This window comes from Frateuria defendens (assembly GCF_001182895.1).
Taxonomy (GTDB): domain Bacteria; phylum Pseudomonadota; class Gammaproteobacteria; order Xanthomonadales; family Rhodanobacteraceae; genus Frateuria_B; species Frateuria_B defendens.
Genome location: NZ_LFQR01000026.1, coordinates 1 through 14,662, shown reverse-complemented (window position 1 = coordinate 14,662; position 14,662 = coordinate 1). Strand labels below are relative to the sequence as shown.

The window sequence follows — 14,662 nt, the reverse complement described above, 5'->3', positions numbered from 1 at the left end:
CGGAGTGCTCACCTAGTTTCCGTTTTTGCGACGGGTGTTGATCGCGTTTTTTCGCGTTCTTAACCTCTTCATCCGCCGGGTGCCGCGGGCACCTGTCGCCGGCATGCCGCGTCCCCATCGCATCGCATCCGCGCCCATCCCCCCAACTCCTTCTTTTTTGCGGCAGCAGCTCTGCTCAGTCCCGAGGGCGAGTCCATGGAAACCTTTTACGAAGTCATGCGGCGCCAGGGCATTACCCGGCGCAGCTTCCTCAAGTACTGCGCGTTGACGACCACGTCGCTGGGCCTGGGCCCGGCGTTCATGCCCAGGATCGCCCACGCCATGGAGACCAAGCCGCGCACGCCGGTGCTGTGGCTGCACGGCCTCGAATGCACCTGCTGCTCGGAGTCGTTCATCCGCTCGGCGCACCCGCTGGTGAAAGACGTGGTGCTGTCGATGATCTCGCTCGACTACGACGACACCCTGATGGCCGCCGCCGGCCACCAGGCCGAGGCGATCCTCGAGGAGGTGATGGCCAAGTACAAGGGCAACTACATCCTGGCCGTGGAGGGCAATCCGCCGCTCAACCAGGACGGCATGAGCTGCATCATCGGCGGCCGCCCCTTCGTCGAGCAGCTCAAGCGCGTGTCGAAGGACGCCAAGGCGATCATCTCCTGGGGCTCGTGCGCCTCCTGGGGCTGCGTGCAGGCGGCGCGGCCCAACCCCACCCAGGCCACGCCGGTGCACAAGGTCATTACCGACAAGCCGATCATCAAGGTGCCCGGCTGCCCGCCGATCGCCGAGGTGATGACCGGCGTGATCACCTACATGCTCACCTTCGACCGCATCCCCGAGCTGGACCGCCAGGGGCGGCCGAAGATGTTCTATTCGCAGCGCATCCACGACAAGTGCTACCGCCGCCCGCACTTCGACGCCGGCCAGTTCGTGGAGAGCTTCGACGACGAAGGCGCGCGCCGCGGCTATTGCCTCTACAAGGTCGGCTGCAAGGGCCCCACCACCTACAACGCCTGCTCCACCGTGCGCTGGAACGGCGGCACCAGCTTCCCCATCCAGGCCGGCCACGGCTGCATCGGCTGCTCGGAGGAGGGCTTCTGGGACAAGGGCTCCTTCTACGACCGCCTCACCGACGTGCACGGCTTCGGCATCGAGGCCAACGCCGACCAGATCGGCGGCGCCATGGCCGGCGTGGTCGGCGCCGCGGCCGCCGCGCATGCGGCCGCCAGTGTGCTCAAGCGCGTCGCCGACAAGCGCGCCGCCGACCAGAACCAGACCGTCGCCTGAGCGCGGCCGCCCACAGCCAACGAGATAGCGAGCAATGCAATACCAGACCCAGGGCTTCAGCCTCGACAACAGCGGCCGGCGCATCGTGGTCGATCCGGTCACGCGCATCGAAGGCCACATGCGCATCGAGACCAACATCGACGAGCACAACGTCATCCGCAACGCGGTGTCCACCGGCACCATGTGGCGCGGGCTGGAGGTGATCCTCAAGGGCCGCGATCCGCGCGACGCCTGGGCCTTCGTCGAGCGCATCTGCGGCGTGTGCACCGGCTGCCACGCGCTGGCCTCGGTGCGGGCGGTGGAGGATGCGCTGCAGATCCAGATCCCGCCCAACGCGCACCTGATCCGCGAGCTGATGGCCAAGACGCTGCAGGTGCACGACCACGCCGTGCACTTCTACCACCTGCACGCGCTGGACTGGGTGGACATCGTCAACGCGCTCAAGGCCGACCCGAAGAAGACCTCCGAACTGCAGCAGATGGTGTCGCCGGCGCACCCGCTGTCCTCGCCGGGCTACTTCCGCGACGTGCAGAGCCGGATCAAGAAATTCGTGGACAGCGGCCAGCTCGGCCCGTTCATGAACGGCTACTGGGGCAACAAGGCCTACGCGCTGCCGCCGGAGGCCAACCTGATGGCGGTCACGCACTACCTGGAGGCGCTGGACCTGCAGAAGGAGTGGGTGAAGATCCACACCATCTTCGGCGGCAAGAACCCGCACCCGAACTACCTGGTGGGTGGCGTGCCCTGCGCCATCAACCTCGACGGCGACCTCGCCGCCGGCGCGCCGATCAACATGGAGCGGCTCAACTTCGTCAAGGCGCGCATCGACGAGATCATCGCCTTCAACAACAACGTCTACCTGCCGGACGTGCTGGCCATCGGCACCCTCTACAAGCAGGCCGGCTGGCTCTACGGCGGCGGCCTGGCCGCCACCAACCTGATGGACTACGGCGACTACCCGCACGTGCAGTACGACAAGTCCACCGACCAGCTGCCCGGCGGCGCCATCCTCGGCGGCAACTGGGACGAGATCCACCCGGTGGACCCGCGCGATCCCGAGCAGGTGCAGGAGTTCGTGGCGCACTCCTGGTACAAGTACGCCGACGAGAGCCGCGGCCTGCACCCCTGGGACGGCGTGACCGAGCCGCACTTCGAGCTGGGCCCCGGCACCAAGGGCAGCCGCACGGCGCTGGAGCAGGTCGACGAGTCGGCCAAGTACTCCTGGGTGAAGTCGCCGCGCTGGCGCGGGCATGCGATGGAGGTGGGGCCGCTGGCGCGCTACGTGCTCGGCTACGCGCACGCCCTCAAGGGCAACCGCTACGCGCTGCGCATGAAGGAGCAGGTGGACTACAGCGCCCGCATGATCAACCAGGACGTGCCCAAGCTGCTCGGCTTCGCGCCCACCGAACTCGGTCTCAAGCAGCTGCTGCCCACCACCATCGGCCGCACCCTGGCGCGCGCGATGGAGAGCCAGTACTGCGGTGAGATGATGCTCGCCGACTGGACCGAGCTGGTGGACAACATCAGGAACGGCGACACCAGCACCGCCAACGTCGAGAAGTGGGATCCCTCGACCTGGCCGGCCGAGGCCAAGGGCGCCGGCCCGGTGGCCGCGCCGCGCGGCGCCAACTGCCACTGGATCCGGATCAAGGACGGCCGCATCGAGAACTACCAGTGCATCGTGCCCAGCACCTGGAACGGCGGCCCGCGCGACGCCAAGGGGCAGATCGGCGCCTTCGAGGCGGCGCTGCTCGGCATGCCGGTGAGCGATCCCGAGCAGCCGCTGGAGATCCTGCGCACGCTGCACTCGTTCGACCCGTGCATGGCCTGCGCCACCCACGTGATGAGCCCGGACGGGCAGGAACTGGCGAAGGTGACGGTGCGCTGAGCGCACCGCCACCGGTCCGGCAGCCATCCAGCAAGCAGCACTGACGCGAAGGGCAGAACATGGCAATCGAAATCACGGCGAGCAAGCCGGCGGCCGCGCCGCAGGCCACGGCGGCAACAGCCGCGCGGCCGCGCTCGGTCTACGTCTACGAGGCGCCGGTGCGCATCTGGCACTGGGTCAACATGCTGGCGATCCTGGTGCTGTGCGTCACCGGCTACTTCATCGGCAAGCCGCTGCCCACGCAGCCGGGCGAGGCCAGCGCCAACTACCTGATGGGCACCCTCCGCTTCGTCCACTTCACCGCCGCCTACGTGTTCGCCATCGGCCTGCTGGGGCGCATCTACTGGGCGCTGGTCGGCAACGCCTTCTCGCGCGAGCTGTTCTACCTGCCGGTGTTCACCAGGAGCTTCTGGCAGGAAGTGGTGGCGATGCTCAAGTGGTACGCGCTGATCTCCAGGGAGGGGCACACCGGTGCCGGCCACAACCCGCTGGCGCGGATCGCGATGTTCGGCATGTTCCTGTTCGGTTCGCTGTTCATGGTCTTCACCGGCTTCGCGTTGTACGGCGAGGGCGAGCAGGCCGGCTCCTGGGCCGACCGCCTGTTCGGCTGGGTGGTGCCGCTGTTCGGCCAGCCGCAGGACGTGCACACCTGGCACCGCCTGGGCATGTGGTACCTGGTGGCCTTCATCGTCTTCCACATCTACGCCTCCATCCGCGAGGACATCATGGGCAGGGAGACGGTGATCAGCACCATGGTCAACGGCTACCGCAGCCCGAAGGAGTGAGCGATGGCGAACGCACCTTCCGCCACCGTGCTCGGCATCGGCAACCTGCTCTGGGCCGACGAGGGCTTCGGCGTGCGCTGCGTCGAGCGCCTTGATGGCGAGTACGAGTTCGGCCCCGGGCTCGATCTCGTCGACGGCGGCACGCAGGGCCTGTGCCTGCTCGGCTACGTGCAGGCGGCGCAGCGGCTGCTGATCTTCGACGCGGTGGATTTCGGCCTGCCGCCGGGCCAGCTGGTGCAGGTGCGCGACGACGACGTGCCGCGCTACCTCGGCGCAAGGAAGATGAGCCTGCACCAGACCGGCTTCCAGGAAGTACTGCAGCTGGCCGAGTTCACCGGCCGCTTCCCGCGGGAAGTGGTGCTGCTGGGCTGCCAGCCGGAGGAGCTGGAGGACTACGGCGGCAGCCTGCGCCCCTCGGTGCGCGCGGCGATCGGGCCGGCGCTGGAGCAGGCGCTGGCGATCCTCGCCCGCTGGGGTTTCGCCGCGCGCCGCCGCGCCGCGCCGCTGGACGGCGCCGCCGCGGTGACGCTGCCCACGCTGTCGATGCGGCGCTACGAACAGGACCGCCCCAGCGCCGAGGCGGCCTGCCGCATCGGCGACGAACGCTTCCTGCCGCGCGCCGCGCCGCAGGCGGCGACGGAGGGCTGAGCGATGTGCATGGGCCTGCCGATGACGGTGGTGGCGGTGCATCCCGGCCACGCCGATTGCGAGCGCGAGGGCCAGCGCCGCCGCGTGAACATCGCGCTGGTCGGGCCGGTGCGGCCGGGCGAGCGGCTGCTGGTGTTCCTCGACTCGGCGATCGAGCGGCTGAGCGCTGCGCGCGCCGCCGAGATCGACGCCGTGCTCGCCATGCTGGCGAGCGCGATGGAGGGCGACGCCGCCGGCGCCGGCGCGGTGCCCGGCTTCGCGCTCCCCTCGCAGATGCCTGCCGCCTCGCTGGCCGCGCTGACCGGCCTGCCGCCACCCACCGACCTGGAAAGCCCGCGATGAACGACGTCTCGATGTTCGCCTCCACCGCCGTGGCCGTGCCGCCGGCCGTGTCGCCGCTGATCGAGCGGCTGGCGGCCCTGCCCGGCAGCGGCTGGGTCGGGCAGGAGAGCCTGGAGGGCTGGCTGGCGCTCCCCGGCGATGCCGTGCTGTTCGTGTGGGGCGAGCCGGTGCGCTACCCCGAGTGCACCGACGTCGCCGTGGTGCTGCCCGAACTGCGCGCCGCGCTGGGGCAGGGCGGCGCGCCGCGCTTTCGCATCGGCGTGGTGCGCGCCGATAGCGAGCAGGCCGTCGCCGCGCGCTACGGCGTGGGGCGACGGCCCTCGCTGGTCTTCGTCCGCGACGGCCAGTACGTGGACACCGTGGCGGGCATGTGCGACTGGGAGGTGTATCTCGCGGACGCGGTCCGCATCCTGGCCGCGCCGACCCGGCGCCCGCCCGGCATCGGCATTCCCGTGCGCGTCGAGGGCGCCGCGTCCGGCTGCGGCGGCTAGCCGTCTGGACGTCCATTCGAGAAACGAGCGATGACTACGCCTTATTCCAAACTCAAGCCGCTGCCGATCCCGGTCGCGGTCGTCGGCCCCGGTAGCCAGTTCGAGGACGAGGCCCTGCAATACATGTCCATGCCGCAAGGCATGTCCACCTACCAGCCGCCCCGGCTCGGCGCATGGCACGAACTGCCGGCCGCCAGCTCGGCGCGCGAGCTGCTCGACCGGGTGTTCGAGGCCCTGGCCGCGGCGCGCGAGAGCGTGCTGGCCGGCCAGGCAGGGGCCGGCGTGCGGGTGGACCTGCGCGCCTGCGCCGCGGCGGACCGGCGGCTGCTCGACCAGTTGCTGGGCGAGGGCGAGGTGAGCGCGCGCATCGAGGGCCCGCGCACCGCCGACATCCAGGAGACGGTCTTCGCCGGGCTCTGGCGCGTGGCGGTGTTCGAGGACGGGCGGCTGGTCGAGGACTACGTGGAGGCCGCCTGCGTGCCGACCCTGCTGCGAGCGGTCGCCGCGCGGCCGCTGGAGCCGCCGGCCTCCCTCGACCTTACCGCGGCCGAGGTGCCGCCGTCGGTGATGAACGCGCCCTCGATCCTCACCGAACTGGCCGACGTGCTGCGGCTGCGCCGCGCCGACGGCCCCGCCCACGTCGTCAACCTGACCCTGCTGCCGCTTTCGCCCGAGGACATCGCCTGCCTCGAACAGCGCCTGGGGCGCGGCCCGCTCACCATCCTCTCGCGCGGCTACGGCAACTGCCGCGTGACCAGCACCGCCATCCCCCATTGCTGGCGGGTGGTGTACTACAACTCGCAGGACGCCATCATCCTCGACACCATCGAAGTCTCGGCCATGCCCGACGCCGTGTGCGCCGCGGCCGAGGACCTGGCCGATTCGGTCGGCCGCTTTGCCGAGGTGCTGGCGTCCTCCTTCGGCACGGACTGAACGCGATGGACGCCCCCTCCCGCTTCGAAGGCTCCTACCTGGGCGACGCCGGCCGCCTGCCGCCCGGCGCGCGGATGGAGTGCAAGATCTGCTGGTACGTCTACGACCCGGCCGAGGGCGACCCGGTGTGGCAAGTGCCGCCCGGCACGCCGTTCGACGCGCTGCCCGCGCACTGGCGCTGCCCGCAGTGCGACGGCGACGCCGAGCAGTTCATGGTGCTGGCCGATGGCTGAGCGGCGCTGCCCCGAGGCTTTCGCCGCCGCGCTGGCCGGCGCCTACCGGCGCGTGGCCGCGACGCGGATGGCGGGCCTGCCGGTGCTCAACCCGGCGCTGGCGGTGGAGGCGGTCGGTTTCGCGCGCCGCTCGGGCAGCGCGAGCCTGCCCGCCGACGGCGGCGTCTTCGGCGTGCTGCTCACGCCCTGGTGCATGAACCTGGTGTGGGCCGCCGACGAGCCCGCCGCGGCGGCGCCGGTGGGGCAGCCGCGCCGCTACGACTGGGGCGAGGGGCGCTACCTGTTCCTCGGCGCCTGCGAGCCGGACGCGGGGCCGTTCGAGCAGTGCTCGCTGTACTCGCCGATGGACGCCTTCGCCAGTCAGGAGGATGCCCGCGCGGTGGCGCTGGCGGTGCTGGCGCAACTGCGCCGCTGCGCGGAGGACGAGCCCGAGCACTACGCGCGCCGCGGCTTCTTCGGCCGCCTGGGCGGCCGCGCGCTGGCGGCGCGCTGAGGTCTTGCCGATGGCCGAGCTGCTGCCGCCGCTCCATCTGCGCCCCGGACGCTGGCCGGCCATCACCGGTGCGCGGCGGCTGCCGCTCGGGCAGCTGCTGCAAGGCCGCCCGGCCGCGGCGGTGCCGGCGCTGATGGGGCAGCTCTTCAGCCTTTGCGCCGGGGCCCAGTCCCAGGTGGCGCAGTGGGCGCTGGCCCTCGCGCAGGGGCAGGCGGCGGAGACGGTGTTCGATCTTGCCGCGCGGCACCGGCTGGTGGAGGCGGCGATGCGCGAGCACCTGCGGCACATCCTCCTGGACTGGCCGCGCTGCTTGGGCGCCGTGCTTGACGCACCGGCGGCGCAGGAACCCTTGCGCCGGCTGTGGCAGGCGCCGCCGGGCACGCCCGGCGACTGGCTGAAGACGCTGCAAGCCTGCCTCTACGGCGAGCCGCCGGAAACCTGGCTGGCGCGGCGCATGGCCGGCGCCGAGGCCATGCGCGACTGGCTGCACCGCGCCGGCACCGCGCCGGCGCGCACCCTGGCCGCCTGCGCGCCCGGGCTGCTCGCGCAACCACTGCCGGCGGCGGCCGGGGTGGAGAGCCTGCTGTTCGACGAGCGCATCGCGGAGCTGGCGCGGCAGGCCTGGCACGAGCCGGACTTCGCGGTCTACCCGCAATGGCACGGCACGCGGGAAACCGGCTGCTGGCAGCGCCTCGCACGCCGGCGCGCCATGCCCGGGCCGTCCACCGTGCTGGAGCGCCTGCTCGACCGGCTGGAGGAGGTGGCGCGCCTCGCCACCGGCGATGCCCGCCTGCACAGCGGCGGCGGTGCGCTGGAACCCGGCTGCGGCTACGCCTGGACCGAAACCGCCCGCGGCGTGCTGCTGCACGTGGCCGCCCAGGATGCCGCCGGCCGCGTGGCCGGCTACCGCGCGGTGGCGCCCACCGAGTGGAACTTCCACCCGCACGGCAGCCTGGCCGGGTGCATCGCCGCGCTGCCGGCCGGCGACGCGGCGCGTTGCGCCGCGCTGGCGGCGGCGTTCGATCCCTGCCTCGCCTTCACCGTCGCCCCTGCCTGCGAGGTCGCCGCACATGCATGAGACGAGCATCGCCGAGAGCGTGCTGGGGCTGGTCGAGCAGGCCGCGCGCCAGTCCGGCTTCGCGCGCGTGACGCGGCTGACGCTCGACATCGGCTGCCTGGCCGGCATCGAGGTCGAGTCGCTGCGCTTCGCGCTGGACGCGCTGGCACCCGGCACCCTGCTGGAGGGCGCACAATGGCAGCTTTGCGAGCACGCCGCGCAGGCGTGGTGCATGCAGTGCGCGGCGCCGGTTCCCATCCATACCCGGCTGGACGATTGCCCGCAGTGCGGCGGGCACCAGCTGCAACCGGTGTCCGGCACCGAACTGCGGGTGCGCGAGCTGCTGGTGGCCGACGCGCCGGCGCCGCCGGCCGCCCACACCCATTGAGGAGAATCACACCATGTGCACCATCTGCGGATGCAACGGCGACGACGGGCACGGCCTGCGCCTTTATCCCGCCGGCGCCCACGCCGTGCCGGCCGCGGCGCCGTGGGCGCCGGCCGGGGCGGCCGGCGTGCTGCGCCATGCCGGCGGTGACCTGCACTACGGCGCAGGCCCGGCCGGCGTCTCGGTGCCCGGCCTCAGCCAGACGCGCGCCATCCGCATCGAGCAGGACGTGCTCGGCGCCAACAATCGCGTGGCCGAACGCAACCGCGAGCATTTCTCCGCCGAGCGTATCCTGAGCTTCAACCTCGTCTCCAGCCCGGGCTCGGGCAAGACCACCCTGCTGTGCGCCACGCTGCAGCGGCTGCGCGAGCGCGAGCCGGCGACGAAGCTGGCGGTGATCGAGGGCGACCAGCAGACCAGCCACGACGCCGACCGCATCCGCGCCACCGGCGTGCCCGCCATCCAGGTCAATACCGGCAAGGGCTGCCACCTCGACGCCGAGATGGTCGCGCGCGCCAACGCCGGCCTGCCCATGGCGGGCGGTGGTATTCTCTTCATCGAGAACGTAGGCAATCTGGTCTGTCCCGCGATGTGGGACCTGGGGGAGGCGGCCAAGGTCGCGATCCTGTCGGTGACCGAGGGCGAGGACAAGCCGCTCAAGTACCCCGACATGTTCGCCGCGGCCCAGGTCATGCTGCTCAACAAGGTGGACCTGCTGCCCTATGTCTCGTTCGATGTGGAGCGTTGCATCGCCAATGCGCGGCGGGTCAACCCGCGCATCCTGGTGATGCAGGTGTCGGCGACCGTGGGAACTGGGCTGGATGAATGGGTGGGCTGGTTGTTGCACGCATACGATCACGTGTCGGGCCGCCCGCACAGCCATGCCGGCCACGCGGCGGCCGGCCCCGCGCATCGCTGACCCCGGCGCGGCCGCAGCCGCGCTGAGCGCGCACCGTCGTTGAACCGCCTGTCGGGTTGCTGCCGTGGCAAGGGGTGAGGACGAACGGTGCCGGCGCGAGATAAGCCGGCTGCTCGCCGATGGCCTGGCGACGCAGACCGAGCCGTTTCCCGAGACCGAGAAGGAATTCGCCGAGCTGCTCGACGCCCTGCGCGGGCGCAAGGGCGGCGGCCCGGACCTGCGCGCCAAGCTGGTGCTGTGCGGCCTGATCGACAAGCCCTACGGGGAGGACCGCATGCGCTGCCAGGAGTGCCTCTATTACCTGGTGCACCGGCGCTGGTGCGATCTGCCGGAGCTGGCCATTCCGGTGGACCCGGACTGGTGGTGCCGGCTCTGGCGCATCTGATCCAGGCGCCCGGCGGCCGTCCCGCCGCACGGGGCCGGCGATGCGCCGCATGCGCCGGCGCAGGCCGGCACGCATGCGGCGGCGCCGCTCAGCGCGGCGCGAAGCGGTTGTTGTCGCGGTGGCCGTCGGGGAGGACGTGGTCTGGGTCGATCACCGCCTCGCGCACGGCCTTGTCGCCGGGCACGCGCACGTCGAAGCTGCGGTGCTGCAGCCAGGTCTCCACCGGCACCCGCACGCGCCGGGTGCTGCCGTCGGCGTAGGTGAGCTGCAAGATGGCGGGCAGCACCAGCTTATCGAGGTTCTGCACCGTCACCAGGGCGCCCTTGCGGTAGTCGCCGTCGACGTAGCCCACGCCGGTCACGGCGAGGTCGAGCTTCCAGTTGTTGGCGTACCAGCCGCGCCAGAACCAGGAGAGATCCTCGCCGGCGGCGCTGTCCATGCTGCGGAAGAAGTCGGACGGCGAGGGATGCTTGTAGGCCCAGTCGTGGACGAAGGCGCGGAAGGCCGGGTCGAAGCGGTCGGGGCCGAGGATCTGCTCGCGCAGCAGCACCAGGCCCAGCGCGGACTTGAAGTAGGTCACCGGGTGGCGGTACTTCTCCTTGATCTGGTCGGCCGGGGTGAGCAGCGGCGGCGCCTCCGGGTCGTCCAGCACGGCCTGGATCTCGTCCACCGGGTTGCCGCCCTTGGGCGCGTATTCGGGATCGCGCTTGGGCGAGAACTCGCCGTGGTTGAAGGCGTCGGCGGCGTAGACGTCGATGAAGGTGTTGAAGCCTTCGTCGATCCACGCATCGCGGCGCTCGTTGGAGCCCACGATCATCGGGAACCAGGTGTGGCCGATCTCGTGCGCGGTCAGGGCGTAGAAGTCCTTGCCGGTGCTCTTGTAGGAGTCGAACACGATGCCCGGGTATTCCATGCCGCCCACCGTGCCGGCCTCGGCGATGGCGTTGGGGTAGGGGTATTCGAGGTAGCGCTGCGAGAAGTGCTCCACCGAGTGCTTGAGGTATTCGGTGGAGCGGCTCCAGCCTTGCTGGCCCACGCTCTCCACCGGGTAGGCCGACATCGCCATCGCGGTCTTGCCGCTGGGCAGGTTGATGCGCGCCGCGTCCCACACGTAGGCCTTGGAGGCACCGAAGGCGACGTCGCGCGTGTTGCGCATGCGGAAGCGCCAGGTCAGCGGGCCGCCGTGCGGGCGGCTGGCCGGGTCGGTGACCTCCGCCGGCGTGCGGATCAGCACCGTGGCGTCGCTGTGGCGGGCCTGTTCGAGGCGCGCCAGCTCGGTCTTGGTCAACACCTCCTGCGGGTTCACCAGTTCGCCCGAGCCCACCACGATCATGTCGGCGGGTACGGTGACGGCGTAGTCGATGTCGCCGTATTCCAGGTAGAACTCGCTGTTGAGGTAGGGCGCCGTGTCCCAGCCGCGCAGGTCGTCGTACACCGCCATGCGCGGGTACCACTGCGCCATCTCGAAGAGGTCGCCGTTCTTGGTCGCCAGCCAGTCGGTGCGGCCGGTGCGGGTGGGCGGCACGATGTAGCTGTAGCGGATGCGCAGCTTCACCGTGCCGTCCTTGGCGGCGAGCGGCTGGGGCAGGTCCAGCCGCATGCGGGTGTCGTCCACCACGTAGTGCGCGGGTTGGAAGCCGTGGCCGGTGTCCACCGCCACGTCGGCGAGCTGGTAGCCGCCGGTGTGCTCGATGGGGTGGTGGCCGCTGGTGAAGTTGGCGCGGGCGTCCTCGCGGTAGTGGTTCTCGTCCAACTGCAGCCACAGCGCGTCGAGCGCGTCGGGGCTATGGTTGGTGTAGGCGATGGTCACCTCGCCGCTGAGCTGGCGGCGCTGCGGGTCGAGCGTGGCCTTGATGCTGTAGTCGGCGCGGTTTTGCCAGTACGCGGGGCCGGGCCGGCCGCTGGCCGAGCGGTACACGTTCGCCGGCTGCGGCATGGCGAACGGGGCGAAGGTCTGCAGCGGGTCGAAGGCGGGCGGGGCGGCCTGGTCGGCCACGGCGGCGAGCGGCGCGGCGAAGGCCATGCAGGCCAGCGCCAGGGAGGGCAGCGACAACTTCATCGTGGGGGAGGCTCCGGAGTCGGGCGCGCGGCGGGGCGCGCCGGTGTGGCGTGTCGCTCCGCAGCATGACATGGCCCTCCGGCGAGGACACCGTGACTTCCGGCACGGGTGTCCGGGTGGCTGGACGGCCATCCGCAAAAGAGGGCTGCGGCAGATCGCCGCGCCTTGCGCCGACCTTGAGGCGGGCGAGGCGAATCGGCGAGCCGCGCGGGCTTTCAAGCCTGCGATTTGGGCGGTTCGGGCTTTTCCGCCGCCGTGGCATTGATACTTCCTGCATATCAAACGAGATATTCCGCGTTATCGACCGTCTCGATCTCGGCCCTTATCCTTGTCCACCGTCACCACTGCATCCCCGGCATGGGGCACGACGATGGACGGGTACTCCCCAGCCTCCACTTCCCCGGCGGCGGCCGATGCCTCGGCCAGCCACATCCGCCACGGCACGCCGGCGTTCCGGCGCACCAACCTCGCCATGTTCTCGGCCGGGCTGGCCACCTTCGGGCTGCTCTACTGCGTGCAGCCGCTGATGCCGGAGTTCAGCCGCGACTACGGCGTGAGCGCGGCGATGAGCGCGCTCTCGCTCTCCCTCACCACCGCCGTGCTGGCCGTGGCCATGCTGGTCGCCGGCGCGCTGTCCGACGCCATGGGGCGCAAGCGGGTGATGGTGATCTCGCTGCTGTCCTCCTCGGTGCTGGTGCTGGCGACGTCGCTGGCGCCCAACTGGCAGGCGCTGCTGGTGCTGCGCACCCTGCTCGGCCTGACCTTAAGCGGCCTGCCCGCGGTGGCGATGACCTACCTCAGCGAGGAGATGCACGCCGAGTCGCTCGGCCTCGGCATGGGCCTGTACATCAGCGGCAACGCGATCGGCGGCATGGGCGGGCGGCTGGTGGCCGGCATTCTGGCCGACTACTTCGGCTGGCGCGCGGGCGTGGGCGTGGTCGGCGCCATCGGCCTGGTCTCGGCGCTGATGTTCTGGCGCTCGCTGCCGCCCTCGCGCCACTTCGAGCCGCGCCGGCTGCACCTGGGGCGCCTGCTCGGCACCTTCGGCGGCCTGTTCCACGATGCCGCCCTGCCGTGGCTGTTCGGGGTGGGCTTCCTGTTCCTGGGCGCCTTCGTCACCGTCTACAACTACCTCGGCTACCGCCTGCTGGCCCCGCCGTTCGGCCTCAGCCAGACCGTGGTGGGGCTGATCTTCGGCGTCTACCTGGTGGGCACCTTCAGCTCGGCGTGGATGGGGCACCTCGCCAGCCGGCTGGGGCGCCGCAAGGTGCTGTGGACCGCGCTCGCGCTGATGCTGGCGGGCGTGCTGCTCACCGTCTCCCATTCGCTGGTGCTGATCGCGCTGGGCGTGGTGGCGGTGACCTTCGGCTTCTTCGGCGGCCACTCGGTCGCCAGCAGCTGGGTCGGCCGCCGCGGCGGTGCGGCCAAGGCGCAGGCCGCGTCGATGTACCTGTTCTGCTACTACCTCGGCTCCAGCGTGGCCGGTGCCGCCGGCGGCGTGTTCTACAGCGCCCACGGCTGGAACGGCGTGGCGGCCTTCGTGGGGCTGCTGCTGCTGGTGGGCCTCTTGAGCGCCTGGCGGCTGTACCACGTGGCGCCGCTGCCGGGCGCCAAGTCGCCGTAGGCGAGGGCGCCGTCCTGCGCCGGTGCAGGACGGGCCGGCGCTCAGTGCGCGCTCTTCAGCAATAGCTGGACGAATTGCGCCACCAGCGGCGAATGCTCGTCGCGCCGGTGCGCCACGTGTACTTCCGATATCGCCAACGGATCGGCCAGCGGCACGAAGCGGACGCCGTCCACCTGGATGTGGCTGCAGGTGGCGGGCAGGATCGACACGCCCATGCCGGCCGCGACCAGGCCGATGATGGTGGAGGCCTCGCGCGCTTCCTGCGCCACGCGCGGCATGAAGCCGGCGTCGTTGCACAGCGCAATCACGTGGTCGTGGATGCCGGTGCCGGCGCTGCGCGCGAAGAGCACGAACGGCTCGCGCGCCAGCGCCTCGGTATGCAGCTTGCGGCGCGCGCCGGCACCCTTGAGCAGCGGGTGGTCCGCGCGCATCACGGCCAGCAGTGGATCGCGGAACAGCCGCCGGGACACCAGCGCCTCGGGCAGCTTGCGTCCGCGCAGGATGCCCACCTGCAAGCGGCGTTCGAGCAGGGCATCGATCTGCCGCAGCGAGTTCATTTCCTCCAGCAGCAGCTGCACGCCGGGCAGGCGCTGGCGGAAGGCGTGGATGGCGTTGGGGATGTAGCCCGACAGCGGCGTGGCGCGGGTAAAGCCGATGCGCAGCTCGCCGGTCTCGCCGCGCTGCGCACGCTGGGCCAGGTCGATCGCCCGCTCCACCCGCGCCAGGATCGCGCGCGTCTCCTCGAGAAACGCCTCGCCGGCCTCGGTGAGCGCCACGCGCCGGTTGCTGCGGGTGAACAGCCGCGCGCCGACGAGTTGTTCGAGCTGGCGGATCTGCTGGCTGAGCGGCGGCTGCGACATGCCCAGCCGCTCGGCCGCGCGGCCGAAGTGCAGTTCGTCGGCTACGGCGAGGAAGTAGCGCAGGTGGCGCAGTTCGATGTCCATGGGGGAACGGTGGCGGGTCGAGGGGGCGGGGGCAAGTGTTTCGTGGTGGGTGCGTTGATTGGGTGAGTGGGTGTCGTGAGCTGGCCGGCCTTTGGCCGGGGTTTCGCCCTCCTGCCGGAGGGCGAGTTACTTTCTCTTGCTTGTCCAAGAGAAAGTAACCAAAGAGAAGGACACCCCGAGGGCGCGCCTTCC

Annotated in this window: 16 protein-coding genes; 14 read left to right on the top strand and 2 right to left on the bottom strand. The window is 71.1% G+C overall.

All coding sequences use genetic code 11. From position 1 onward, the window contains the following. Positions 1 to 195 precede the first annotated feature (195 nt). The 13 genes from ACH65_RS03535 to ACH65_RS03475 all read left to right on the top strand — a co-directional run bounded on the left by ACH65_RS03535 (position 196) and on the right by ACH65_RS03475 (position 9,843). The gene (locus ACH65_RS03535; protein ID WP_049621199.1) at positions 196 to 1,281 is read left to right on the top strand and encodes a hydrogenase small subunit; all 1,086 of its coding nucleotides are present in this window, start codon (positions 196 to 198) and stop codon (positions 1,279 to 1,281) included. A 34-nt stretch (positions 1,282 to 1,315) separates the two neighbouring features. Then, positions 1,316 to 3,169 (top strand): nickel-dependent hydrogenase large subunit, encoded by a 1,854-nt coding sequence (locus ACH65_RS03530; RefSeq protein WP_049621198.1) that lies wholly within the window; start codon positions 1,316 to 1,318, stop codon positions 3,167 to 3,169. Between the two features lie 59 nt (positions 3,170 to 3,228). Then, positions 3,229 to 3,954, top strand: coding sequence for a Ni/Fe-hydrogenase, b-type cytochrome subunit (gene cybH / locus ACH65_RS03525; RefSeq protein ID WP_053096138.1), 726 nt, complete (start codon positions 3,229 to 3,231; stop codon positions 3,952 to 3,954). Between the two features lie 3 nt (positions 3,955 to 3,957). After that, a complete protein-coding gene (locus tag ACH65_RS03520; RefSeq protein WP_049621197.1) occupies positions 3,958 to 4,602 on the top strand; it encodes a HyaD/HybD family hydrogenase maturation endopeptidase in 645 nt (214 codons plus the stop codon). Between the two features lie 3 nt (positions 4,603 to 4,605). Further along, entirely contained in the window at positions 4,606 to 4,944 is a 339-nt protein-coding gene (locus tag ACH65_RS03515; RefSeq protein WP_049621196.1) for a HypC/HybG/HupF family hydrogenase formation chaperone, read from the top strand. Continuing rightward, a complete protein-coding gene (locus tag ACH65_RS03510) occupies positions 4,941 to 5,435 on the top strand; it encodes a thioredoxin domain-containing protein (RefSeq protein WP_049621195.1) in 495 nt (164 codons plus the stop codon). The genes ACH65_RS03515 and ACH65_RS03510 overlap by 4 nt, the downstream gene beginning before the upstream one ends. A gap of 30 nt (positions 5,436 to 5,465) precedes the next feature. Further along, positions 5,466 to 6,368: a hydrogenase expression/formation protein gene (locus ACH65_RS03505; protein WP_049621194.1), complete on the top strand. Its 903-nt coding sequence runs from the start codon at positions 5,466 to 5,468 to the stop codon at positions 6,366 to 6,368. Positions 6,369 to 6,373: 5 nt separating this feature from the next. Further along, the gene (locus ACH65_RS03500) at positions 6,374 to 6,601 is read left to right on the top strand and encodes a rubredoxin (RefSeq protein WP_049621193.1); all 228 of its coding nucleotides are present in this window, start codon (positions 6,374 to 6,376) and stop codon (positions 6,599 to 6,601) included. Continuing rightward, positions 6,594 to 7,094, top strand: a complete 501-nt coding sequence (gene hybE, locus ACH65_RS03495; RefSeq protein ID WP_049621192.1) for a [NiFe]-hydrogenase assembly chaperone HybE — start codon at positions 6,594 to 6,596, stop codon at positions 7,092 to 7,094. Before ACH65_RS03500 ends, hybE begins: the two co-directional genes overlap by 8 nt. Before the next feature lie 10 nt (positions 7,095 to 7,104). Continuing rightward, on the top strand, positions 7,105 to 8,172 hold the full coding sequence (locus ACH65_RS03490) for a hypothetical protein (RefSeq protein ID WP_049621191.1): 1,068 nt from the start codon (positions 7,105 to 7,107) through the stop codon (positions 8,170 to 8,172). Beyond that, the gene (hypA, locus tag ACH65_RS03485) at positions 8,165 to 8,539 is read left to right on the top strand and encodes a hydrogenase maturation nickel metallochaperone HypA (protein ID WP_049621190.1); all 375 of its coding nucleotides are present in this window, start codon (positions 8,165 to 8,167) and stop codon (positions 8,537 to 8,539) included. The genes ACH65_RS03490 and hypA overlap by 8 nt, the downstream gene beginning before the upstream one ends. Before the next feature lie 13 nt (positions 8,540 to 8,552). Beyond that, positions 8,553 to 9,458: a hydrogenase nickel incorporation protein HypB gene (hypB, locus tag ACH65_RS03480; RefSeq protein WP_082190127.1), complete on the top strand. Its 906-nt coding sequence runs from the start codon at positions 8,553 to 8,555 to the stop codon at positions 9,456 to 9,458. A gap of 64 nt (positions 9,459 to 9,522) precedes the next feature. After that, entirely contained in the window at positions 9,523 to 9,843 is a 321-nt protein-coding gene (locus ACH65_RS03475; RefSeq protein WP_049621189.1) for a hypothetical protein, read from the top strand. Between the two features lie 88 nt (positions 9,844 to 9,931). On the opposite strand, the gene ACH65_RS03470 is transcribed toward ACH65_RS03475, so the two are convergent. Then, positions 9,932 to 11,902 (bottom strand): M1 family metallopeptidase, encoded by a 1,971-nt coding sequence (locus ACH65_RS03470; protein WP_153242465.1) that lies wholly within the window; start codon positions 11,900 to 11,902, stop codon positions 9,932 to 9,934. A 370-nt stretch (positions 11,903 to 12,272) separates the two neighbouring features. Between ACH65_RS03470 and ACH65_RS03465 the strand changes: the two genes are divergently transcribed. After that, positions 12,273 to 13,526, top strand: coding sequence for an MFS transporter (locus ACH65_RS03465; RefSeq protein WP_049621188.1), 1,254 nt, complete (start codon positions 12,273 to 12,275; stop codon positions 13,524 to 13,526). A gap of 41 nt (positions 13,527 to 13,567) precedes the next feature. On the opposite strand, the gene ACH65_RS03460 is transcribed toward ACH65_RS03465, so the two are convergent. Next, the gene (locus tag ACH65_RS03460; protein WP_049621187.1) at positions 13,568 to 14,470 is read right to left on the bottom strand and encodes a LysR family transcriptional regulator; all 903 of its coding nucleotides are present in this window, start codon (positions 14,468 to 14,470) and stop codon (positions 13,568 to 13,570) included. Between the last annotated feature and the right edge of the window lie 192 nt (positions 14,471 to 14,662).

Excerpts from the sequence above, each read along its gene's own strand:
- ACH65_RS03535 (WP_049621199.1), top strand. The coding sequence starts at position 196 with ATGGAAACCTTTTACGAAGTCATGCGGCGCCAGGGCATTACCCGGCGC.
- ACH65_RS03530 (WP_049621198.1), top strand. The coding sequence starts at position 1,316 with ATGCAATACCAGACCCAGGGCTTCAGCCTCGACAACAGCGGCCGGCGC.
- cybH (WP_053096138.1), top strand. The coding sequence starts at position 3,229 with ATGGCAATCGAAATCACGGCGAGCAAGCCGGCGGCCGCGCCGCAGGCC.
- ACH65_RS03520 (WP_049621197.1), top strand. The coding sequence starts at position 3,958 with ATGGCGAACGCACCTTCCGCCACCGTGCTCGGCATCGGCAACCTGCTC.
- ACH65_RS03515 (WP_049621196.1), top strand. The coding sequence starts at position 4,606 with ATGTGCATGGGCCTGCCGATGACGGTGGTGGCGGTGCATCCCGGCCAC.
- ACH65_RS03510 (WP_049621195.1), top strand. The coding sequence starts at position 4,941 with ATGAACGACGTCTCGATGTTCGCCTCCACCGCCGTGGCCGTGCCGCCG.
- ACH65_RS03505 (WP_049621194.1), top strand. The coding sequence starts at position 5,466 with ATGACTACGCCTTATTCCAAACTCAAGCCGCTGCCGATCCCGGTCGCG.
- ACH65_RS03500 (WP_049621193.1), top strand. The coding sequence starts at position 6,374 with ATGGACGCCCCCTCCCGCTTCGAAGGCTCCTACCTGGGCGACGCCGGC.
- hybE (WP_049621192.1), top strand. The coding sequence starts at position 6,594 with ATGGCTGAGCGGCGCTGCCCCGAGGCTTTCGCCGCCGCGCTGGCCGGC.
- ACH65_RS03490 (WP_049621191.1), top strand. The coding sequence starts at position 7,105 with ATGGCCGAGCTGCTGCCGCCGCTCCATCTGCGCCCCGGACGCTGGCCG.
- hypA (WP_049621190.1), top strand. The coding sequence starts at position 8,165 with ATGCATGAGACGAGCATCGCCGAGAGCGTGCTGGGGCTGGTCGAGCAG.
- hypB (WP_082190127.1), top strand. The coding sequence starts at position 8,553 with ATGTGCACCATCTGCGGATGCAACGGCGACGACGGGCACGGCCTGCGC.
- ACH65_RS03470 (WP_153242465.1), bottom strand. The coding sequence starts at position 11,902 with ATGAAGTTGTCGCTGCCCTCCCTGGCGCTGGCCTGCATGGCCTTCGCC.
- ACH65_RS03465 (WP_049621188.1), top strand. The coding sequence starts at position 12,273 with ATGGACGGGTACTCCCCAGCCTCCACTTCCCCGGCGGCGGCCGATGCC.
- ACH65_RS03460 (WP_049621187.1), bottom strand. The coding sequence starts at position 14,470 with ATGGACATCGAACTGCGCCACCTGCGCTACTTCCTCGCCGTAGCCGAC.